The 20,051-nt window shown below is 60.3% G+C and carries 17 protein-coding genes; 9 read left to right on the plus strand and 8 right to left on the minus strand.

Annotated features, from left to right (window positions below; all coding sequences use genetic code 11):
* The first annotated feature begins 175 nt into the window (after positions 1-175).
* The 4 genes from infC to raf1 all read left to right on the plus strand — a co-directional run bounded on the left by infC (position 176) and on the right by raf1 (position 4,365).
* Positions 176-733 carry a translation initiation factor IF-3 gene (infC, locus tag NW830_RS08610; RefSeq protein WP_414361583.1) on the plus strand — a complete coding sequence of 186 codons (558 nt, stop codon included), beginning with the start codon at positions 176-178 and terminating at the stop codon, positions 731-733.
* A 14-nt stretch (positions 734-747) separates the two neighbouring features.
* On the plus strand, positions 748-1,212 hold the full coding sequence (bcp, locus tag NW830_RS08615; RefSeq protein WP_414361581.1) for a thioredoxin-dependent thiol peroxidase: 465 nt from the start codon (positions 748-750) through the stop codon (positions 1,210-1,212).
* 46 nt (positions 1,213-1,258) lie between these two features.
* Positions 1,259-3,151, plus strand: a complete 1,893-nt coding sequence (locus NW830_RS08620) for a serine/threonine-protein kinase (RefSeq protein WP_414361580.1) — start codon at positions 1,259-1,261, stop codon at positions 3,149-3,151.
* A 122-nt stretch (positions 3,152-3,273) separates the two neighbouring features.
* Entirely contained in the window at positions 3,274-4,365 is a 1,092-nt protein-coding gene (gene raf1 / locus NW830_RS08625; protein ID WP_414361578.1) for a RuBisCO accumulation factor 1, read from the plus strand.
* 49 nt (positions 4,366-4,414) lie between these two features.
* Here raf1 and sppA read toward each other — a convergent pair whose 3' ends face one another.
* The 5 genes from sppA to NW830_RS08650 all read right to left on the minus strand — a co-directional run bounded on the left by sppA (position 4,415) and on the right by NW830_RS08650 (position 9,711).
* Positions 4,415-5,221: a signal peptide peptidase SppA gene (gene sppA / locus NW830_RS08630; RefSeq protein WP_414404667.1), complete on the minus strand. Its 807-nt coding sequence runs from the start codon at positions 5,219-5,221 to the stop codon at positions 4,415-4,417.
* A gap of 76 nt (positions 5,222-5,297) precedes the next feature.
* Complete coding sequence (gene fabG / locus NW830_RS08635; protein WP_414361575.1) at positions 5,298-6,002, minus strand: 3-oxoacyl-ACP reductase FabG; 705 nt, start codon at positions 6,000-6,002, stop codon at positions 5,298-5,300.
* A gap of 31 nt (positions 6,003-6,033) precedes the next feature.
* Positions 6,034-6,882, minus strand: a complete 849-nt coding sequence (rsmA, locus tag NW830_RS08640; RefSeq protein ID WP_414404668.1) for a 16S rRNA (adenine(1518)-N(6)/adenine(1519)-N(6))-dimethyltransferase RsmA — start codon at positions 6,880-6,882, stop codon at positions 6,034-6,036.
* A gap of 2 nt (positions 6,883-6,884) precedes the next feature.
* Positions 6,885-8,567, minus strand: coding sequence for an ATP-binding protein (locus NW830_RS08645; protein WP_414361571.1), 1,683 nt, complete (start codon positions 8,565-8,567; stop codon positions 6,885-6,887).
* Between the two features lie 37 nt (positions 8,568-8,604).
* Positions 8,605-9,711, minus strand: coding sequence for a PIN/TRAM domain-containing protein (locus tag NW830_RS08650; protein ID WP_414361569.1), 1,107 nt, complete (start codon positions 9,709-9,711; stop codon positions 8,605-8,607).
* A gap of 199 nt (positions 9,712-9,910) precedes the next feature.
* Here NW830_RS08650 and NW830_RS08655 point away from each other — a divergent pair, with 199 nt between their 5' ends.
* The 4 genes from NW830_RS08655 to NW830_RS08670 all read left to right on the plus strand — a co-directional run bounded on the left by NW830_RS08655 (position 9,911) and on the right by NW830_RS08670 (position 12,638).
* Positions 9,911-10,153 carry a NifU family protein gene (locus NW830_RS08655; RefSeq protein ID WP_414361568.1) on the plus strand — a complete coding sequence of 81 codons (243 nt, stop codon included), beginning with the start codon at positions 9,911-9,913 and terminating at the stop codon, positions 10,151-10,153.
* A gap of 69 nt (positions 10,154-10,222) precedes the next feature.
* Complete coding sequence (rseP, locus tag NW830_RS08660) at positions 10,223-11,323, plus strand: RIP metalloprotease RseP (RefSeq protein ID WP_414361566.1); 1,101 nt, start codon at positions 10,223-10,225, stop codon at positions 11,321-11,323.
* 6 nt (positions 11,324-11,329) lie between these two features.
* On the plus strand, positions 11,330-11,998 hold the full coding sequence (nth, locus tag NW830_RS08665) for an endonuclease III (RefSeq protein ID WP_414361564.1): 669 nt from the start codon (positions 11,330-11,332) through the stop codon (positions 11,996-11,998).
* Positions 11,999-12,236: 238 nt separating this feature from the next.
* Entirely contained in the window at positions 12,237-12,638 is a 402-nt protein-coding gene (locus tag NW830_RS08670; protein ID WP_414361562.1) for a SaoD/DsrE family protein, read from the plus strand.
* 5 nt (positions 12,639-12,643) lie between these two features.
* Here NW830_RS08670 and clpB read toward each other — a convergent pair whose 3' ends face one another.
* The 3 genes from clpB to phoU all read right to left on the minus strand — a co-directional run bounded on the left by clpB (position 12,644) and on the right by phoU (position 18,458).
* The gene (gene clpB, locus NW830_RS08675; RefSeq protein ID WP_414361560.1) at positions 12,644-15,286 is read right to left on the minus strand and encodes an ATP-dependent chaperone ClpB; all 2,643 of its coding nucleotides are present in this window, start codon (positions 15,284-15,286) and stop codon (positions 12,644-12,646) included.
* A 191-nt stretch (positions 15,287-15,477) separates the two neighbouring features.
* Positions 15,478-17,763: a ribonuclease R family protein gene (locus tag NW830_RS08680; protein WP_414361558.1), complete on the minus strand. Its 2,286-nt coding sequence runs from the start codon at positions 17,761-17,763 to the stop codon at positions 15,478-15,480.
* Between the two features lie 53 nt (positions 17,764-17,816).
* On the minus strand, positions 17,817-18,458 hold the full coding sequence (phoU, locus tag NW830_RS08685; RefSeq protein WP_414361557.1) for a phosphate signaling complex protein PhoU: 642 nt from the start codon (positions 18,456-18,458) through the stop codon (positions 17,817-17,819).
* A 248-nt stretch (positions 18,459-18,706) separates the two neighbouring features.
* Here phoU and NW830_RS08690 point away from each other — a divergent pair, with 248 nt between their 5' ends.
* Positions 18,707-20,035 (plus strand): four-carbon acid sugar kinase family protein, encoded by a 1,329-nt coding sequence (locus tag NW830_RS08690; RefSeq protein ID WP_414361555.1) that lies wholly within the window; start codon positions 18,707-18,709, stop codon positions 20,033-20,035.
* Positions 20,036-20,051: the final 16 nt, after the last annotated feature.

The raw sequence follows: 20,051 nt of genomic DNA on the forward strand, positions 1-20,051 counted from the left end.
AATATTTTCCCCTGGGCAAGTCCAAAGCTCCTAGAAAAAAACAAAAAATGCCAGCTAGTATAGGTTGCAGGAGCTCTTGCCCTTCTGGCCAAGGGAGCAGGGTTTTTCCCCGTTGGCCAGCAACGGTGCAGAGCAGACTACCATCTTTCCGTTGTCCGTTTAGAGAGAGGAAAACTTGTCCGTCGAACGTCCCCTTGACCGCTTTCCCCCTAAGCAGCGCGGAGAGCTGCCTGCTATCAACGAGCGGATTCGCTTCCCCAAAATCCGTCTCATCGATACCGATGGCACCCAGCTGGGGATCATGAGCCCCCAAGAAGCCCTGCGCATAGCCGAGGAAAAGGATCTGGACTTGGTCTTGGTGAGTGACAAGGCGGATCCTCCTGTCTGCCGCATTATGGACTACGGTAAGTTCAAGTTTGAGAAGGAGAAAAAGGAACGGGAGGCCCGCAAAAAGCAACATACCGCCGAGATCAAGGAAGTGAAGTTTCGTTACAACATCGGCGAGCACGACTACCACGTCCGCCTGCGGAGTGCCCAGCAGTTCTTGGGGGAGGGAGACAAGGTGAAAGCCACGGTAATGTTCCGCGGCCGCGAGGCGCAGCATGCCGAGCTGGGGGAAGAATTGCTGCACCGCTTGTTCAGAGACTTACAAGAGGTGGCGGAAATGCAGCAGCCTCCCCAGAAGGAGGGTCGGAACATTACGATGATCCTCGCTCCCAAAAAATCCAGCTAAGAGGGATCCCGCCCATGCCCCTTGCCGTTGGAGATCCAGCCCCGGAGTTTACCCTGCCCGATGCCGAGGGCAGGCTGATTAGCCTAGGCCAGTTGCGGGGCCGGCGGGTGGTCCTCTACTTCTACCCTCGCGACAACACCCCTGGCTGCACGCAAGAGGCCTGTGGCTTTCGCGATGCCTACGCGGATTATCAGGCGCAGGGGATCCAGATCTTGGGGGTGAGTGCCGACGACGCCCGTTCCCACCAAAAGTTCGCCCAAAAGCTGCAACTGCCCTTTCCCCTGCTGGTGGATGAGGGGGCCAAGGTGGCCAGGGCCTATGGGGTCTATGGCCCGAAAAAGTTCATGGGCAAGGTCTATAACGGCATCCACCGCACCACCTTTGTCATCGACCCGGAGGGGAAGATTGAGGCCGTTATCACCCAGGTCAAGGTAGGAACCCACGCCGCAGATCTGCTCAGGCAATTAACCGGCTCCTAGAGTTTCCAGAGGGACAAAAAGGGCTGCCATTGGTTTCCCTAGAACTGTGTCCCGACGCACCCGTACCACCAAGTCCATCCACGACAGCTACCAGATCTTGGGGTTGGCTGGCCAAGGGCAGTATGGGCGTGTCTTCTGCGCCCGGCCCCGCCAAGGGGGGGATCTGGTGGCCCTCAAGGAGCTGCCGGTGGAGCGCTTTCCCACCCCCAACCTGCTGCGGGAGCTGCGTTATCTGCTGACGTTGAACCACCCCAACATCACCCGCTGCTACGCTCTGGAACATGCCCGTGAGGGGCGGTATTTGGTGCTGGAGTACTGCGAGGGAGGCACGCTGCGGGAGCTGATTGACCAGGTGGAGCGGGGGTTGTGGCTGCCGGTCAAGCAGGTTTTGGGCTTTGTGGATCAGATCTTGGCCGGCTTGGATCATGCCCATCGACAGGGGGTAATTCACTGCGATGTGAAGCCCGAAAATATCCTGCTTAAACCCACGCCGCAGGGCTGGCAACTGAAGCTGACGGACTTTGGCATCGCCCGTCACCCCCAGCCTGCCCCGGGCGAGATCACGGCCACTGGCTCACCGGCCTACATGGCCCCGGAGCGGTTCTACGGCCAGTTTAGCCCTGCCTCAGATCTCTACGCGGTGGGGATCATCCTGCTGGAGCTGCTGACAGGGCGGCGGCCTTTTTCCGGCTCCCCCAGCCAGTTGATGCACGCCCACCTCAACCAGTGCTTTGTCTGCCCGGAGGGGATTCCGGCACCTTTGCAAGCGTTGCTTGAGGTGGCTCTGCGCAAGCTGCCCCTGCGGCGGTTCCGCACAGCAGCGCAGATGCGTTCGGCCTTGGCCGCGTTTGCCCAGGAGTGGCAGGAGCCAGCTGCCTGTTGGGTTGGCCCGCGGGTGCTGCGCCAGTTACCCCCCGGGGTGCAGGTCTGGGATCTGCCCGCTGCCGGCTCTGGCGGCGACAGCAGATTGCAGAAGTTTTATGTCTGTGAGGATCCCAGCGGCTGCCGCTCCCCCCTGCTGCTGCGAGTGACCTCCCAGAGCTTAGAGTGGCTAGAGCTGCAGACCCCTGCCGCAGGGGCGCCACCTCTGGCCCGTTTCCCCCTGGCCGAACCGCTGCAGGAGGTAGTGTTTCTGGGGACTTTTCCGGAAGCCCTGGCCGTTGGCAAAAGTAGCCTTCTCCACCTCAGTCCTGCCCGCATCCGCCCCCTGCTGAGTTTTGAAGAGGAGTGGCAAGCCACCTGGCTGGAGGAGCGGCAGGAGCTCATTTGGGCTACTGCCAAGGAAATGGGGGCAGTGCAATGGCTGCCGAGGGGGCCAAGCGTAGCTCGGCTCTTCTCGGAGTTCCACTGCTATTTCCGCTGGCCTTGGCAGGTGCCGGTGGGATCCCTGCCTCGCTTACTGGCCCTCTCGCAGCAGCTGGTACTGCTAGGAGGGGGGGGACAGCAGGGGGTGAACCTATGCGTGTTGCCCTACCCACAAACTGGGCAGACGGGAGCGCAGCCGCTCTGCTATCGCCTTCCGTTAGATCCCAAGGGGGAGGTGCTTAGCTTGGGGGAACGGCTGCTATTTGCCCCCAGCGATGGGGGGAGAGAGGGCTGCTGCCCCCATCTGAGTGTAGTGCAGCTCAACCCCCTGCGGCTGCGCCGCTGGTTCTTAAAAGGGTGGCCAGTTCAGATGGCCAAGGCCCCCTGGGGTGTGCTGCTGCTGTGTCAGGAGGGGGAGGGGTTCTCGTCCCTCTGGCTGTATAGCAAGGGGGGGGATCCCCTAGCCCAGGTAGCTGTGCCCGCCACCTCAAGGGTACTGCAGGTGGGACAAAAGGGACGGGTCTGGCTGCAGGTGCCCACGGGAGACAAGCTGCAGCGCTTCCAGCTGTGGCAGTTGGATTTCAACCAGTTGCCAGCGGGTAACTATGCTGCTGAGGTAATTCCCCTGGCCTAAGGAGAGGACGGCCAACTTAGCCCAGGGGAAGTCCATAAAAAAATCGTACTGACCGGTTGCACTTTTAACCTCCTGTGGGTTTTGCGCTATTTTTCAATGGTTGTTGCGGAGGAAGCCTTGCCATGAGTCAGCATTTGCCTGAACCCTCTGCCCCAAAGGCAGATCCCAGTGGGTTGCTGGAGCAGCTGCGACGGCGAGAGGGGGGGTGGTTGGATTGGGCCAAGGCCTGCCAAAGCCTGCAGCAACAGAAAATGACTCCCCAGGCCATCTTTGAGGCAACTGGGCTTGAGCCTGCCAAGCAAAACCAGATTGTTGTCGCCGCACAGGTTTACGAGGGGATGGCCAAAGCAGGCGCCAGCTCAGCCCTCTTGGAGCACTTTGCCCAGCGAGGTAGCGACATCCTCTACGAGCTGCGCATCCTTTCCCCCCAGGATCGCATCCGGGTGGCGGAGCTGGTGGCGAGCCGCAACCTAGGTGCTAAGGAGACCCACGAGATAGCTCGGGCTGTGAAAAGCTATGCCCAACTGCAGCAGCTCCCCGAAGGGTTTACCGATCACCCTGGGGATGCAGTAGCCTATCAAGCCTGGAAGACTGCCCAGCAAACCCGCGATTTGCAGGAGCGGACACGAGCCATTGGCCGGGCTTTCCAGTATGTCCACAGCGAGACGGCCCGCCGTCAGATTGAGCAGCTTCTGTCGATGCTGGCTCCCGGCTCTCGGCGCAAGCCCTTGCCAAGGCTGGCGGTATTCCGCCCAGAGGAGGAGCTGCCCCGCTTGTTGCCGGTGGCTGGAGCTCTGCCTTTGGCCACCGCCACTTGGGAAGCGATCCCGGCTGCCGCGCCCCAAGGACCTTTTGGCTGGGTCAGCAGCGCCGCGGGACAGATGTGGATAGCCCTGCCCGCCTGGCCAGCCATTCAAAGGGCCGCCGACCCTGTGGCCCTACAGGTGGAAAATCGGCTTCTGGGATCCCTCTTGGACTGGCCGGTGGCCTCTGAAGAAGAGCAGGATCCTGTCTTGCTGGTGGTGGATCGGGCCGTGCGCACCTGGGAAGAAAGGGCGGGGGCTTTTCTGGTGGATCGGGAGGGATGGCTGTCCCTGGAGTGGATTGAGGATTTGCCCTCCTCTCCCCTCCTCGGCCAGGTGCTCCTGGCCATGCGCCCACCCCGCCTCTTCGATGAGGAAGTAGCCCAGGATCCCTGGCAGCTGGAGGAGTAAGCAGCGGCCATTTCCAGGAAAAGGAAGGGGGGCTACCGACAAGTGCTCTTCAAAAACCGGTGTAGAGCCACAGCGGCAAGCCAGAGGTACTGACCTCAAACTGCAGCCGCTCCAGGGCCTCTGCCGCAGGCAGGAAGCGAGCCCAGCCCCTGCGTCGGGGCAGTAGATCGTAGAACTTAGTCTCCGGCGGCAGCCCCGCCAGTTCGGCTGCCCAAAGGCGAGCATCTTCTTCGCTTCCTAAACGATCAACTACCCCCAGGTGCAGAGCCTGCTCGCCACTGAAAATGCGGCCATCAGCAAAGGTTTTGACCACATTCACGCTCAGTCGTCGCGCCGCTGCAACGGTGTGCACAAACTGGCTGTAGGTGATGTCGATTAGCTCTTGGAGGATGTTGCGCTCTTCGGGAGTCAGCTCACGATCAAAGGAAAGAATATCTTTGTAGGGACCGGACTTAATCACCTTAAAAGAAATCCCAATTTTGTCCAGCAGCCGTTCAAGGTTGTTGCCGCGAATGATAACACCAATGCTGCCGGTGATGGTGCCAGGGTTGCTGACAATTTTTTCCGCTCCCATGGCAATGTAAACTCCCCCTGAGGCGGCGATGTTGCCAAAGCTGGCCACAATAGGAATACCTTTTCGCTCTCGCAGGCGCACAAGGGCGTTGTAGATTTCCTGCGAGTCCGCCACTGTCCCGCCTGGGCTATCGATGCGCAGCACCACAGCAGGGATCTGCTTTTCCTCCACCTCCTTCAAGGCTTTGAGAACCCGCTCCCGGGTTTTGCTATCGATAACTCCTGCTACCTCAATGCGGCCAATTTGCCGACGTAAGCCACCCAAGAACCATTGCTTCAGCATAGATAAAGAGCGGCACAAGAATAAGCCTGTACTTCCTATCATGGAAGGTGCTTGGCAGCTGGGTCAACCAAGCAGCTCAGATATTGCCGTACACTGGGATCGCTGCTCCTCTGAGATCTCGTGCTGCTTCGGAAACCAAAAAGGCAATCACCCGGCCAATCGACTCCGGCTTTACCCACAGCTCCGCCTGCTCGGAGCCCATGGCAGCGCGGTTGGCGGGGGTGTCGATGATGCTAGGCAAGATGACGTTGGCCGTGATGTCCATCCCTTTGGTCTCGGCAGCAATGGTGCGGGTCAGGGCCACGACTCCGGCTTTGGAAGCGCAGTAGGCGGCCAGTTGGGATCCGGGCTCCACTGCCCCTCGGGAGGCCACGGTCACGATCCGCCCATAGCCCTGTTGCCGCATTTTGCGCAGGCTGTGCTTGCAGGCCAAAAACGTGGTGGTGAGGTTGAGGTCAAAGTCACGTCGCCAATTTTCTAAGCTGTACTCGTGGGTGGGGCCCATGGCAAAGCCGCCCACCAGGTGCACCAAGCCATCGACGCGGGGCAGATCGTCAACGAGTTGGGCTACAGCGGCTTCATTCAGCAGATCCACCTGCACAAAGCGCACCCGCTCTAGGCTCTGGGCTGGCAGGCGCTGCCGCAAGCCCGCCAGCTCCTCCTCTTGGCGGTAGGTCAAGGTCAGCTCTGCCCCTGTGTCCAAGAGCACGGGGGTTACTCCCAACCCCAGCCCGCCGGTACCGCCAGTTACAAGGATTTGCTTGCCTTGGTTGTTGAGCATGGGTTCCTGGGAAGCTTTGGGAACTTCTTCCTCACCCTAGCGCGTTTTCCCTACCAGGAACGGCAGCCAGCTTAGGGGTCTGCTCCAGTAGCAGATCGCTCAGGGCCAGCCAATCGGGCAGATCCAGTTCTTCGGCGCGGGCCGTGGGGCTGAGGTGGAGCTGGGCCAAGGCCGCAGCAACAACCTGGCGATCCACCAGGCCCTGCAGAGCATTGACCAGCTGCTTGCGGCGGCTGGAGAAGCCCCGGCAAACCAGCTGGGAGAACCAGCAGGGATCGCGGGCGGGAGTGGGGGCGGGGCGGGGGGTAAGGCGAACCACCGCCGATTCCACTTGGGGAGGGGGCTGGAAGGCGCTGGGGGGCACGCGGCAGATAAGCTCGCACTCGGCTAGGTAACGCACCCGTACGCTTAGGGCGCCGTAGGCTTTGCTACCAGGGCCGGCCTGCAGGCGCTCAGCCAGCTCTTTTTGCACCATCAAGATGATGCGCTCAAACTGCCTCACTGGCTGGGCGGGGGATCCCAAAACTTTCTCTAGAATGGGGCCGGTGAGGTTGTAGGGGATATTGGCCACCAGTAGGCGGGGCTGAGGCGGGAGCGGCAGGCGCAGAAAATCCCCCTCCAACAGCTGAAAGCGGGGCTCATTGGCAAAGCGCTTGCGCAACAAGCGGCACAGATCCCGATCGATCTCCACTGCCACCACCTGGACGCCCCGGGCCAACAGGCGCCGTGTTAACTGCCCTGTGCCAGGGCCAATCTCCAGCACCCAGGGGGGATCCCTGCCCTCTTGGGGTGGTGGCAACTGGGCGGCCTCCACAATTGCCGCGTGGACGGCAGGATCCTTGAGCCAGTGCTGGCCAAAGCGTTTGCGGGGATAGGGCATGGTTAAATCCGCATCTTCTCCTGGGGCGGATGGGGATCCCTGGCTAGGATGGGCCGGCGGTAGAGCGGCACGGTAAAGGTAACGGTCGAGCCCAACCCCTCCCCCAGGCTGTAGAAATTGATCTCGCCCCCCATGGCCTCCACTAGGCGTTGGCTGATGGCCAAGCCTAGGCCAGTCCCCCCGTACTGGCGGGTAGTGGAGCCATCCACTTGGGTAAAAGCCTGAAACAGCTTCTGCTGCTTTTCCAACGACACACCGATCCCAGTGTCAATCACGCGGATGCGGGCCATCCCCGGCTCGCCAGGTAGGAGGTCAGCTCGCACCGTCACGGAGCCCTTGGGGGTAAACTTAATGGCATTGCCCACTAGATTCAGCATCACCTGCAGCAGGCGCTGGTAGTCGCCATAGAGCAAAATTGGCTCTTCCGTAAGGGGCAGGTGGAAGCTAAGCTGCAGTCCCTTTTGACTAGCTTGCAAACTGGTTTTGGCCTCCACATCCTTGAAGAGGGCTTGCAGGTCGCAGGGTTGAAAGTGCAACTGCAGCTTGCCTGCTTCAATTTTGGCAATATCCAGTACGTCGTTGATTAAAGCCAACAGGTGCAGGGCAGAGCGGTAGGCTTCCTGCAAAAAGTCCAGCTCCTCTTCTCGGCTTTCGGCCAGCCCGTCCAGCACCAACTTAATGAAGCCAATGATGCTGTTTAAAGGTGTACGCAGCTCGTGGGAGGTGTTGGCCAGAAATTGGCTTTTTAGCTGGTTGGCCGATTCTGCTTGGGCGCGGGCTTGCTCCAGCTCTTTGTTTTTCTGAAGCAAGGTTTGGTTGGCCAGTTGCAGACGGGTGGCCAGTTGGCGACTTTGCTCCAGCAAGCTAGCGTGGGCGATGGCAGTACCCAAGTAGGTGGCAACAATCTGCAGCACCTGGAGGTGGCCGCTCTGCCAGGCAGGCGCAGTCTTGGGGGGCAGCACCTCTAGCCAAAGCAAGCTGTTGGGGTAGCCGCGGTAGGACATGGCCACAGCCAGGTGGCGTTCTGTTACCACTGGCTCTTCCTGTCTAAGGGCCTGGAGCAAATGGGGGTGATCCCCTAACCGCAGAGTCTGATTAAGCAGTGAGGGAGTTTCCGGATAGCGGCGGTACTCAGCATTCACTGTTAGGGAATCCTGCCCTGTCTCGTAGAGGGCTAGCAGACAGCGATCCACCCCAAACAGCTGCCCCAACTGCTCCACCGTCTGCTGGCCCAGCTCGCGGATCCCGGCAGAGTGGCCAATGCTGCGCATGAGCTGAGCTGTAACCGCCTGAAGCGGCTCACTGAGAAAGGAGTACGGCGAGCTGGGGGGCTTGCTTGTCCCTCCAGCCAAGTTGAAAGGCGTTGCCCCCAACACCTTGCCCACCACCGCAACCGCTACCACCTCCCCCTCCGTATCCCGCACGGGGTTGAGGCAAAGATGCAAATGCAGCTTGTAGCGGGGCGAGAGGACTTGGCATTCGTGCTGCAAGGGATCCCCTTGTGCAAACACCTGGCTTAGCTTGGCTTGGTACTCCTCCCCATTGACTACCTCCCAGCTCTGCTGCCCGGCCACAATCTGCGGGGGGTGGATACCATAGCTCTCAGCCCCTTCCCAGTAAAAACTTTGAAAACGCTGCTGGCGATCCTGCGTGTAGAGAATGAGATCCGCTGGAAACACGCCCACCTTGCCTTGAAAAAACCAAGCTCCTTGGACCCAGAACTTAGGTTTTTGCAGAGGAGGCTGAGGTGGTGGGGTCGGAGTCTTTAGTGTTGAGGCGGGCAAAGAGCATCCGCCCTGCCGAGGTCTGAATGGAGCCGGTAACCACTACCGAGCGAGTTTTGCCTACAGCGCGCTGTCCTTCTTCCACCACCACCATCGTGCCATCTTCCAGATAGCCTACCCCCTGGCCTGGCTCCTTGCCCTCACGGGTAATTTTGATATCAAAGCTATCGCCAGCAAGGTAGATAGGTCGCAAAGCCTCAGCCAACTCGTTGACATTGAGCACCTTGACTCCTTGCAGCAGGGCTACCTTCTTTAGGTTGTAATCGGTGGTTACCAGTGTCCCGCCCACGCTTTGGGCAAGGCGCACCAGTTTCTCATCGACCGTGTTTAGGTCAGGATAGTTGGCTTCGTGGATAACAAAGCGCTCGGGGTTAGCCTGGCGTAGGGCTTGCAGCGTATCCAGCCCTCTACGACCCCGCTCCCGTTTTTGGGGATCGGCCTTGTCGGCAATAGTCTGTAGCTCGGAGATGACAAAGCGGGGGATCACCAGCGTTCCCTCCAGAAAGCCCTTCTCAATCAACTGGGCCACGCGTCCGTCAATGATGGAGCTGGTATCCAAGACCTTGGGGCTGGCTGCCACCACACTCCCTTCTGCTGCCGCTTGTAGGGCATAGTTGGGGTTGAATAGGCGCAACAGGGCCGGGCCGTGGGTGTCGGCCAAACTCACTCCCAAGTAGGCAAAGGAGAGACTAAAGAAGACAGATGCCAGCGGTTCCAGAAAATTATTCAGCTCCTGGGGTAGGGGCAGCAAATAAACCGGAGCCATAGCCAGGTTGGCAATCACTAGGCCAATCACCAATCCCACCGAGCGGCTAATTAACACATCCGGTGGCAGCGAGCGGACGTTGGCCTCGAAGCGGCGGTAGCCCCAGCGCACCAGGGCTCCCAGCGCCAAACCTGCCAAGGCCCCGAAGCCGCCAGTAACCACGCGCGCCCCTTCGACATTGGCTCCTTCAAGAGCAGCAGGGGGAAGCAAATCCAGGCCGTAGAACCCAAGACCTGACCCCGCTAAGATGAAGATTGCAATCAGGATGACGTCCAACATACTTGCCCTTGCTGGGGGTAGTAGGCTCTCGGCAATGGGCGAGCCTGCCCCTTATTCTAGTCTTGGGTCTGGAGGCAGATCTCCTTCCCAAACGCCAGAAAAAGGAGGCTATGCTGAAGGAGAGTACTCCCTTGCCCGCTTAAATAGCTAGCTAATACAGTTGCTCCAGTTAACGTCACCAAGCAAGGTAAAAGGAACCATGGCCCAAACCTTAGAACTGACTGCCGAAAATGTGGAAAAAGTCCTCAACGAGCTACGCCCCTACCTGCAAGCTGATGGCGGCAACGTAGAGCTGGTGGAGATCGATGGCCCAGTGGTGAAGCTGCGCCTGCAGGGGGCCTGTGGCGCCTGCCCCAGTTCCACCCTGACCCTGAAGATGGGCATTGAGCGCAAGTTACGGGAGAGCATTCCCGACATCCTCGAGGTGGAGCAGGTGTTCTGAGGATCCCTGCCAGTAAACCTTGGGCTTGACTCCCCTCTCTTAAGACGGCACCTATCTCGTTGCCAGCCCATGCCAGTTCTCCTTTCCATTGCCATCCTGGCTCTGCTCATTCTGGTGCACGAGGCGGGGCACTTTCTGGCAGCCAAACTGCAAGGGATCCACGTCAACCGCTTTTCGCTGGGGTTTGGCCCTGTGCTGTGGCGCTACCAGGGCAAAGAAACCGAGTACGCCATTCGTGCTCTGCCCTTGGGGGGTTATGTTGGCTTTCCTGACGATGACGAGCACTCCCCTTACCCGCCCGATGACCCGGATCTCTTGAAAAACCGCCCCGTTGCGGATCGCCTGGTGGTGATGAGTGCGGGGGTACTGGCCAACTTGGCCTTTGCCTACCTGGTGCTGGTGCTGATGTTTGCTCTGCTGGGGATCCCCTCAGTTACGCGCATCCAGCCTGGCATTCTCATTACTCAGGTAACCCCAGACAGCCCAGCCGAGCGGGCGGGCCTGCAGGCAGAGGATGTGGTGCTGCGGGCAGCTGACCGCGACTACAGCACTCTTGCCGATGCAGCCTCGGCCTTGGCCGCTCTCAACGACTTTCAGACACTGATCCGCAGTAGCGAAAACCAGCCCCTTCCCCTACAAGTGCAACGAAAAGGGGAAGAGGCGCCGCTGCAGATTACAGTAGTCCCGGAGCGGCAGGGGGAAAGGGTAGCCATTGGGGTCAGTCTAGCGCCCAATCAGGAGGTGAGGCTGCGCCCAGCCCAAAACCTGGGAGAGATCCTGACCGAAGCTGGGAACGCCTACCAGCGCTTGGTGATGATGAATCTCACTGGCCTGCAGGAACTTCTGCGGAACTTCCAAAACACAGCCGCGCAGATATCGGGGCCAGTGGGGATCGTTAAGATTGGCGCCGATCTGGCGCGAGATGACCTTGCCAGTTTGTTTAATTTCACTGCCCTGATTAGCATCAACTTAGCTGTTCTTAACCTGTTGCCCCTGCCTGCCTTGGATGGAGGGCACCTTGCCTTTTTGCTCTTGGAAGCCATCCGCGGCAAGCGGCTACCCAAGGAGGTTGAAGAACGAGTGATGCAGACAGGCTTAGTGCTTCTCCTGGGACTAGGGGTGGTGCTGATCCTCAAAGATACCCTTGCCATTGTCACCGGGTCAGGCTAGTTGCCAATGAGCGGTAAGCGGGCTTTACGCCAAAGGGCCTTGGAGATCTTGCTTCGCCTAAAGCGCCATTACCCCAACTCCAAGTGCACCCTCCACTACCAGACGCCGCTGCAACTGCTGGTGGCCACGATTTTGTCAGCCCAGTGCTCTGACGAGCGGGTTAACCAGGTAACACCCGAGCTGTTCCGCCGCTTCCCCGATGCCCAGGCTCTGGCAACCGCCCCGCGGGAGGAGATTGAGGCTCTAATCCGACCCACCGGCTTCTACCGCAACAAAGCCAAACACATCCAGGAGGCGTGTCGCAAGATCTTGACAGACTTTGGCGGCCAGGTGCCCCGCACTATGCCGGAGCTGCTGACCTTGCCAGGAGTGGCCCGCAAGACGGCCAACGTGGTCCTAGCCCACGCCTTTGGCATCAACGCTGGCGTAACGGTCGATACCCACGTCAAGCGCCTCAGTCGCCGCCTTGGCCTTACTAAGCACGAGGATCCCCTGCGTATTGAGCGGGATCTCATGCAGTTGTTGCCGCAGGGGGATTGGGAGAATTGGTCACTTCGCCTTATCGACCACGGACGAGCCATCTGCACCGCCCGCCAGCCTCTCTGCAAGCAGTGCTTCCTGGCCGATCTCTGCCCTAGCGCCTCTCTCCTCCAGCCAAAAGCGGCTGCCGATTGAGGGCAAGCCTGGGGGAAAGGCAGCCCTGACTTAGACTGAGCAGCGTCAACTCAACAGTTGGGCGCTTTACCCCCTCTAAGGCGAAGCTGGCAGAGGGAGGCAGACTCTATGGGCGCTTGGAGTTGGGAGTCAACCCAGGGCAACAGGAGGCTACTGGGCTCTCTGGGCTGGCCTCAGTGTGGGGAGTTTACCTGAGTGATAAAGTGATAATCAGTGATAATTGCAGCTTTAGACAGGTATGAAAGTTGCTTACGTCTTCATCACCCCTCGCGGCGGCACCTACAAGCTGGGCCAGATGATCCTGCCGCAGCTAGAAGCAGGGGTACACGGCGCGGAAGTGGTGGGCATGTTCTTTTTTGACGACAACTGCTTTGTCTTGCGGCAGGGGGATCCCATTGGCGAGCGTCTGGCCAAGATTGCCGAAGCGCAAAAGATTTTGCTGATGATGTGTGACATGTGCGCCCTGGAGCGCAACCTGGCGGAAGGGGAACCCAAGTGGTGCGACTCAAAGGGCCAGGGGCGCAAGGAGCCAGGCTATTGCGTTCCCAAGAATGTGGTCAAAGGCGTACAGGTGGGCTGCTTTCCCGACCTCTACGCGGCCTTAAAAGACAACCCACCTGACCAGGTAATTAGCCTCTAACCGACTTAGCTGACGGCTACGGCAGCAGGCGGCTCTTGGCTGGGCTGAGAGCCAATCTTGCGGAAGACCAGCCGCTCATTGGCCACATCCACCAGGATGCGGTCGCCGGGCAGGAACTCGTTTTCCAGCAGCTTGGTGGCGAGGGGGTTTTCAATCTCCCGCTGGATCACCCGCTTCAGCGGGCGAGCTCCAAACAGGGGGTCGTAGCCCAGCTCGGCCAGGTAGTCCTTGGCCTCTTCGGTGAGGACAATCTCAATTTGTTGCTCCGCCAGCAGCTGCTCTACCCGCCGCATCTGCAGGCTGACGATCTGGCGAATCTGCTCTTTGGTGAGGGCATGGAAGATGATGATTTCATCCACCCGGTTGAGGAACTCTGGCCGGAAGTGCTGCCGCAGCATGGCCAGCACCTGGCTTTTCATCTCCTCGTAGCGGCTCTCATCGCCCCCGATTTCCAGAATCAGCTCGCTGCCAATGTTGCTGGTCATGATAATGATGGTGTTTTTGAAGTCCACCGTCCGCCCCTGGGAGTCGGTGATGCGGCCATCGTCCAGCACCTGCAGCAGGATGTTGAAGACATCGGGGTGGGCTTTCTCCACCTCGTCAAAGAGCACTACCGAGTAGGGGCGCCGCCGCACCGCTTCCGAGAGCTGCCCGCCTTCTTCGTAGCCCACATAGCCTGGCGGGGCGCCGATGAGGCGAGAGACAGCGTGCTTCTCCATGTACTCGGACATGTCGATGCGCACCATCGCCTCGGAGGTGTCGAAGAGGAACTCCGCCAAGGCGCGGGCAAGTTCCGTTTTGCCAACGCCGGTGGGCCCCATGAACAGGAAGGAGCCAATGGGCCGATTGGGATCCTTAAGGCCAGCGCGGGCCCGCCGAATGGCAGCGGCTACGGCGGCTACCGCTTCGTCCTGGCCCACCACCCGCTGGTGCAAGTGGGCTTCCAGGCGCAGCAGCTTTTGCTTTTCCGACTCCATCAAGCTGGTGACCGGGATCCCGGTCCAGCGGGAGACGATCTCGGCAATGTCTTCGGGGGTCACCTGCTCCCGCAACAAGGGCTCGCCGTTGGCCTGGAGCTTGGCCAGGTGGGCCTCCTGCTCTTGGATCTGCCGCTCCAGCTCCATCAGCTTGCCGTATTTGAGCTCGGCAGCGCGGTTGAGGTCATATTTTTGTTCTGCCTGTTCAATCTGCAGCTTGACGGCATCCCGCTCAGCTTTGAGGCTTTGCAGCCGCTCGATGGCGTCTTTTTCCATCTGCCAACGGGCACTCAGCTCCCGCTGCCGCTCCATCAGGTTGGCCAGCTCCTGCTCAATTTTGCCCAGGCGCTCTTTGGAGGCGGGGTCGTCTTCCTTCTTGAGGGAGAGCTCCTCCATCTGCAGTTGCATGATGCGCCGGTCAATCTCGTCCAGCTCAACGGGTTTGGAGGTAATCTCCATCTTGAGCTTGGCCGCCGCTTCATCCACCAGGTCGATGGCCTTGTCGGGCAGGAAGCGCTCGGAGATGTAGCGGTTGGAGAGAACGGCTGCCGCCACCAAGGCCGAGTCGCTGATCTTGACCCCGTGGTGCAGCTCGTAGCGCTCTTTGAGGCCGCGCAGGATGGAGATGGTGTCTTCCACAGAGGGCTGATCTACATACACCGGCTGGAAGCGGCGCTCGAGAGCGGCGTCTTTTTCGATGTGTTTGCGGTACTCATCTAGGGTGGTAGCGCCAATGCAGCGCAATTCGCCGCGGGCCAGCATGGGCTTGAGCAGGTTGCCAGCATCCATCGCCCCCTCGGCAGCCCCCGCCCCGACAACCGTGTGCAGCTCGTCAATGAAGAGGATGATCTGCCCTTCTGATTCGGTAACCTCCTTGAGCACAGCTTTGAGGCGGTCTTCAAATTCACCGCGGTACTTGGCGCCGGCAATCAAGGCGCCCATGTCCAGGGCAATGACCCGCCGGTTTTTCAGGGACTCTGGCACATCCCCCCGGTTGATGCGTTGAGCGAGACCTTCGACAATGGCGGTTTTCCCCACACCCGGCTCGCCGATGAGCACGGGGTTGTTTTTGGTGCGGCGGGAGAGCACCTGAATGACGCGGCGGATCTCGTCGTCCCGCCCAATCACCGGATCCAGCTTCCCTTCACGAGCAGCCTTGGTGAGGTCGCGGCCATAGCGCTCTAGGGCCTCGTAGCGGGACTCGGGGTTTTTGTCGGTAACCCGCTGCTTGCCCCGCACCTGCTGGATGACGGGCTTGAGGCGCTCTACAGTGAGGCCGAGGGGCGCTAGAACCCGCTTGCCTACCCGCTCGTCGTCCAGGGATCCCAAAAGCAAGTGCTCTACCGAAATGAAGTCGTCTTTGTATTCTTTGCGAAACTCTTCAGCCCGATCCAGCGTAGTCTCCAGGCCGCGGCCCAGGTAGAGCTGATCCACCCGCGCCAGCTTGGGCTGCTGGTTGATAAAGCTTTCCACTCTATCCCGCACCAGCCTTGGATCGATGCCAGCCCGCTGCAAAATGGTCTGGGTAAGCCCGCCCTCCTGATCCAGGAGGGAAATCAGCAGGTGCTCGGTTTCCAGCTGCTGCTGCTGGTGCCGCCGGGCTACATCTTGGGATTGGACAAGGGCGCTCCAGGCTTTCTCGGTAAATTGGTTGGGATTGGTGGGCTGCATAGGGGTTTGGCAGAAGTTTTTTCTTAGTGTACAGGAAGACCACATAGAGGGCAGGCAAGAGGCCCTTAGCCCTTGCTGCCGAATTGAGGAAGCCCTCCTGGCCTCCTATAGCCAGGTATCGCCTATTTTGCCAGCGCCAGAGTTCGCAACAACCGTCCTCTCCCCCCACAATTGATGGGTGGATCCCCGCCTTATTCCTCCTCTTCGGAGGGGCGGCCCTCACCAATCACCGCCAGGTCAATTTGCTGGCGGTAGTAATCCACGTTCTTAACCTGCACCTCCACCCGATCCCCCAGGCGGAACTGGCGTCGGGTTTTTCGCCCCACCAGGGCTTGTTTGCGGTATTCGTACCAATCGTTTTTCAGCGTGCTCACCCGCACCAGCCCTTCTGCCAAAATCGGGTCCACCAGCACGAAAAAGCCGTAGTTCTGGACGCTGACAATCAGGCCGGGGAAGGTCTCCCCCAGGTGTTTCTGCAGGAACTCGCACCGCTTCAAGCCCATCAGCTCCCGCTCTGCCTGTTGATGGAGCTGATACCCCGCCTGGATCTTGGGCAGTTGCGCCTGGAGAAAGGCCTGCCACTCCTCATGCACTTTTGGCGGCAATACCTGCCAGTCGATGTGGCCGTAGCCGCTGGGGCCGTGCAGATCCACCACGGTTTTGGAGCGGGGGCTACGCCGATTGCGCCCTTTGCGCAGGGCCAGATCCAGAGCCCGCAAGTTGAGCAGGTCAGCATAGCGGCGCAAGGGGGCGGTAAAGGTGGCATAGGGCTCTAGGAGGCCAAGGCCGAAGTGCCCCAGGGGTTCCTGCAGAGGCTGGAGGCGATACTCGACGGGGGGCAAAGTTGATAACAACTGGGCCACCAAGGCTGGACTATTCCCCGAAGCCAGCACGTCAGGAGCGGTAATGCGAACACAAATTCGCTGCCAATCAGCCAAGCTTACGGCTTCCGGATCCTGCAAATGCAGATCCAGCTTCATGGCGTTGGCCAGGCGCAAAAAGTTTTGCAGGGCCTCGGCGGTAGGGGGCGGCTGCACGCGAGCTAAAGAAGGGATCCCCAATTGGCGCAGGTGGTGGCCCAGGGTTTGGTTGGCCAGCAGCAGCACCTCCGTCATGAGGGCGTGGGCGCCCAGGCGATCGCTAATGAGCAGGGGCCCATAGCCGCTTTCATCGGCAGAGTAGGGGGTAAGCAAATCCAGCAGGGGCAGGTCAAACCCGCCTGCCTGGTGGCGCCTAACCCGCAGGACTTGGCTGAGGCGGAGCAGGTTCTGCAGCAGGACCATCAACTCTGGCACTTTCTCATCGGGGTCCAGATCCGCGGCGGTGGCTAGGAGAGCCTGCACCTGGCCGTAGGAGAGGTGAGCCCGCGTTCGCACCAGACTGGGGTGGATCTCGAAGCTCCGCACCACTCCCTCAGCGTCGAGGGTCAACAGCAACGAATAGGCCAAGCGCTCCTGGTGCGGTAACAGAGCTAGGCGGTTGTGGACTTCCGGCGGGAAAAGCGGCAGCACCGCACTATCCAGGTAAACGGTGGCAGTGCGCCGCTGGGCCTCCTGCTCCAGCGGGTGATCCGGATCCAGCCAGTAGGCCACGTCGGCAATGTGGATCCCTAGCAGCCAACTGTCCTCTTCTTGCCGCTGCAAGGAAACAGCCACGTTGGGCTCGAGGCCGTGGGGGTGCTGCAAGTCTAGCGGCTCCAGGGTGATGCAAAACCAATCCCGCAGATCGCGACGGCCCTTTTGGTCGGAGCGGCTCAGCTTTTTGGGCAGAGTTGCCGCCGCCTCTAGCACGGCTGGAGGAAACTCCTGCGGCAGGTCGTATTTGCAGCAGACCAAATCCACATCGATGGAGGCCTCCGGCCCATGGCCCAAGATCTTGCGAACCCTGCCCAGGGGGGGCAAATCCCCCAGGGGGTAGCGCTCCACTTCCACATAGGCCACCTGACCTTCTGCCAGCCCTGATGCGGAAGGGCGCGGCTCGCTTAGAGCCAGCTCGAACAGCAGCCGATCATCTAGCGGCACTACCCGGAAACCTTCCTCCGTCTGCTTGAGGCGGCCCACCAGCGTGCGATTGGCCCGTTCCACCACAGCTACTACCTCCCCCTCCGGGCTGCGGCGGCGATTGCCTGGTTTGGTGATCCGCACCACCACCTGATCCCCGTTCCAGGCGCCGCTGAGGTTGCTGCCGTGGATGTACACATCCTCTGCCCCCGGCTCATCCCGAACGGCAAAGCAAAAGCCCTTGCTGGAACAGCGCAGGCGCCCTACTACCAAAGATTCATCCGGCTTACGCCGATAGCGGGGCGGATCCCCTGTCTGTTCGAGAAACCCCGCCCGCACTAGGCCGTCTAGGGCAATCTCGAGCATTTCCGGCGCTTCCGGATCAGAGGACGGCAAGAGAGCCAGCAACGTATCCTTGTCGGTCCATTGCTCGGCAGGTTGAGAGAGAAAATGATGAAAAATCCGCGAGAAGTCCATCGGGGGTATTAGCAAAAGGGAGGCAAGACATCACAAGAGCCAACCCGTCGGCGTTAGTCGCGATGGCCGGTAACGATAAAAGCCACGCGCTGACCAATATTGGTGCAGTGGTCGGCCAGACGCTCTAGGTAGCGGATTGCCAGCAACATCAACAGGATAGGCTCGATCGATCCCCTGATGTCAGACTGCTGCGCCAACGTATTGTAGAGGTTGGTGTAGTCTTCATCAACGGCGTCATCTTCCCGCTTCAGTTGCCGGCCCAGGTCGGCATCCAACTCCGTCAGGGCCGCCAGGCTATGGCTGAGCATTCTCTGGCAGCGCTGCATCATGACGCGAATGCGGCCTAGCTCCGGCGGCGGCGGGTAGAGAGCTAGGCGCAGGGCCACCTCGGCCAGGTCTTTGGCGTAGTCGCCAATTCGCTCCAGGTCCCGCACCAGTTGCATCAGGGTGCTAATCCAGCGCAGATCCCGCGCCACCGGTGAGCGCAAGGCAATGAGGTCAATACAGTCTTTCTCAATCTGGCGATAGAAGCGATCGATCTGCTTGTCTTGGGCAATGGCCTGTTCGGCGGCGGCCAAGTTCTGTTCAAACAGGGCCTGCTGGGCCAAGATCAGCGATTTTTCCGCCAGCGCCCCCATGCGCAGTACGTCCTGCTGGATCCGCTTGATCTGAAGTTGCAGCTCAGCTTGCCCCATGGATGGAGATGGGAGAGGAGGGCTGCTGCCGTTGGCAGCGCCCAAAGCCCGTGGATTTCACCCCTAGATCTCGATCATGGCAAATTCTTTTAGACTGGAAAAAAATTGAAAAAGTTAGAGAAAAAACAGAGCAGGGATCGCGGGAGCAGCCAACTTGGGAGAGAAGTTGCAGGCGGGTGGGGGGGTTGCAAGGCTGTCTCCGTCTGGAGGCGGAGGGCTGTGCTGTTGTTCTCGACTGAGAGACTCCGATGACTCGTCCCCCCATTGTCGTGCTGGATGATGATCCCACCGGATCCCAGACTGTGCACAGTTGCCTGCTGCTGACCCGCTGGGATGCGGAAACGCTCAAGCTAGGGCTGCAGGATAGCTCGCCAATTCGCTTCATCCTCACCAACACGCGCTCTCTGCCGCCGGCCAAGGCTGCCGAGGTGACGCGGTCGGTCTGCCGGGCCCTCAAGCAGGCCATGGGGGAGCTGGGGTGGGAGCGGGCTCTCTTCGTCAGCCGCTCCGACTCGACGCTGCGCGGGCACTACCCCTTGGAAACCGATGTCATGGCGGCGGAGCTGGGGCCTTTCGATGCCCATTTTCTGGTGCCGGCTTTTTTTGAGGGAGGGCGCATCACCCGCAACAGCGTCCACTACCTGCGGGTGGAGGGCCGCTGGGTGCCGGTGCATGAAACGGAGTTTGCCCGCGATGCGGTGTTCGGCTACCACCACAGCTATTTGCCCGACTATGTGCAGGAGAAAACCCAGGGGCGGATCCGGGCTGAGCAGGTGGTGCGATTGACGCTGGAGCAGATCCGCGCCGGCTGTCTGGAGCAGCTTTTGGGTCTAGAGGGGAATGTCTGCTGTGTGGTGGATGGAGAAACTCAAGCGGATCTGGACCGTTTTGCCCAAGACGTTTGGGCGGCTCTGGAGCAGGGGAAGCGCTTTTTGTTCCGCAGTGCCGCCAGCCTCTTGACGGCTCTAGCCCAGTTGCCGCCGCAGCCGGTTCCGCCAGAGCAGATGGGGCAGTTTGTCCGCTCCGACCGGCCAGGGGTGGTGATCGTGGGATCCCATGTGCAAAAGTCCAGCCAGCAGTTGGCCCGCCTGTTGCAGGAGCCAGGGATCCAGGGCATCGAGGTGGAGGTAAAGCGCCTGTTGGAACCGGGGCGGGAAGCGGAGCTGCTGCCGGCCCTCTTGAGCCAAGTCCAGCGCGCCTACGAGCAGGGCCTGACGCCGGTGGTCTACACCAGCCGAGAAGAAGTGAGGTTCGACGGTGCCACCCCAGAGGCTCGCCTGGCCTTTGGGCAGAGGGTTTCTCGTTTGTTGGTGGCCATTGTGCAGGGGCTGCCGGAGGGGATTGGCTACCTCGTCAGCAAGGGCGGCATCACCTCCAACGACACCCTCAGCCTCGGCCTCAATCTGCCGGCCGTGCGGCTGCTGGGGCAGATCTACCCAGGGATCTCCATGGTGCTCACGCCGGCGGATCACCCCCGCTTTCCCAACCTGCCGGTGGTGCTGTTTCCGGGCAACGTGGGCGAGGCGGATACGTTGGTTTTAATCCACCGTCGCCTCCACAGCCGCGGGTTGGTCTAGCCTGGAGGAAATCACC

This window comes from Synechococcus sp. OH30 (genome assembly GCF_047462175.1).
In the GTDB taxonomy this organism is placed as follows: domain Bacteria; phylum Cyanobacteriota; class Cyanobacteriia; order Thermostichales; family Thermostichaceae; genus Thermostichus.

Bases quoted from the DNA above. Each gene is read 5' to 3' on its own strand.
- bcp (WP_414361581.1), top strand. From the start codon at position 748: ATGCCCCTTGCCGTTGGAGATCCAGCCCCGGAGTTTACCCTGCCCGAT.
- raf1 (WP_414361578.1), top strand. From the start codon at position 3,274: ATGAGTCAGCATTTGCCTGAACCCTCTGCCCCAAAGGCAGATCCCAGT.
- sppA (WP_414404667.1), bottom strand. From the start codon at position 5,221: ATGCTGAAGCAATGGTTCTTGGGTGGCTTACGTCGGCAAATTGGCCGC.
- fabG (WP_414361575.1), bottom strand. From the start codon at position 6,002: ATGCTCAACAACCAAGGCAAGCAAATCCTTGTAACTGGCGGTACCGGC.
- rsmA (WP_414404668.1), bottom strand. From the start codon at position 6,882: ATGCCCTATCCCCGCAAACGCTTTGGCCAGCACTGGCTCAAGGATCCT.
- NW830_RS08650 (WP_414361569.1), bottom strand. From the start codon at position 9,711: ATGTTGGACGTCATCCTGATTGCAATCTTCATCTTAGCGGGGTCAGGT.
- NW830_RS08655 (WP_414361568.1), top strand. From the start codon at position 9,911: ATGGCCCAAACCTTAGAACTGACTGCCGAAAATGTGGAAAAAGTCCTC.
- rseP (WP_414361566.1), top strand. From the start codon at position 10,223: ATGCCAGTTCTCCTTTCCATTGCCATCCTGGCTCTGCTCATTCTGGTG.
- nth (WP_414361564.1), top strand. From the start codon at position 11,330: ATGAGCGGTAAGCGGGCTTTACGCCAAAGGGCCTTGGAGATCTTGCTT.
- NW830_RS08670 (WP_414361562.1), top strand. From the start codon at position 12,237: ATGAAAGTTGCTTACGTCTTCATCACCCCTCGCGGCGGCACCTACAAG.
- clpB (WP_414361560.1), bottom strand. From the start codon at position 15,286: ATGCAGCCCACCAATCCCAACCAATTTACCGAGAAAGCCTGGAGCGCC.
- NW830_RS08680 (WP_414361558.1), bottom strand. From the start codon at position 17,763: ATGGACTTCTCGCGGATTTTTCATCATTTTCTCTCTCAACCTGCCGAG.
- phoU (WP_414361557.1), bottom strand. From the start codon at position 18,458: ATGGGGCAAGCTGAGCTGCAACTTCAGATCAAGCGGATCCAGCAGGAC.
- NW830_RS08690 (WP_414361555.1), top strand. From the start codon at position 18,707: ATGACTCGTCCCCCCATTGTCGTGCTGGATGATGATCCCACCGGATCC.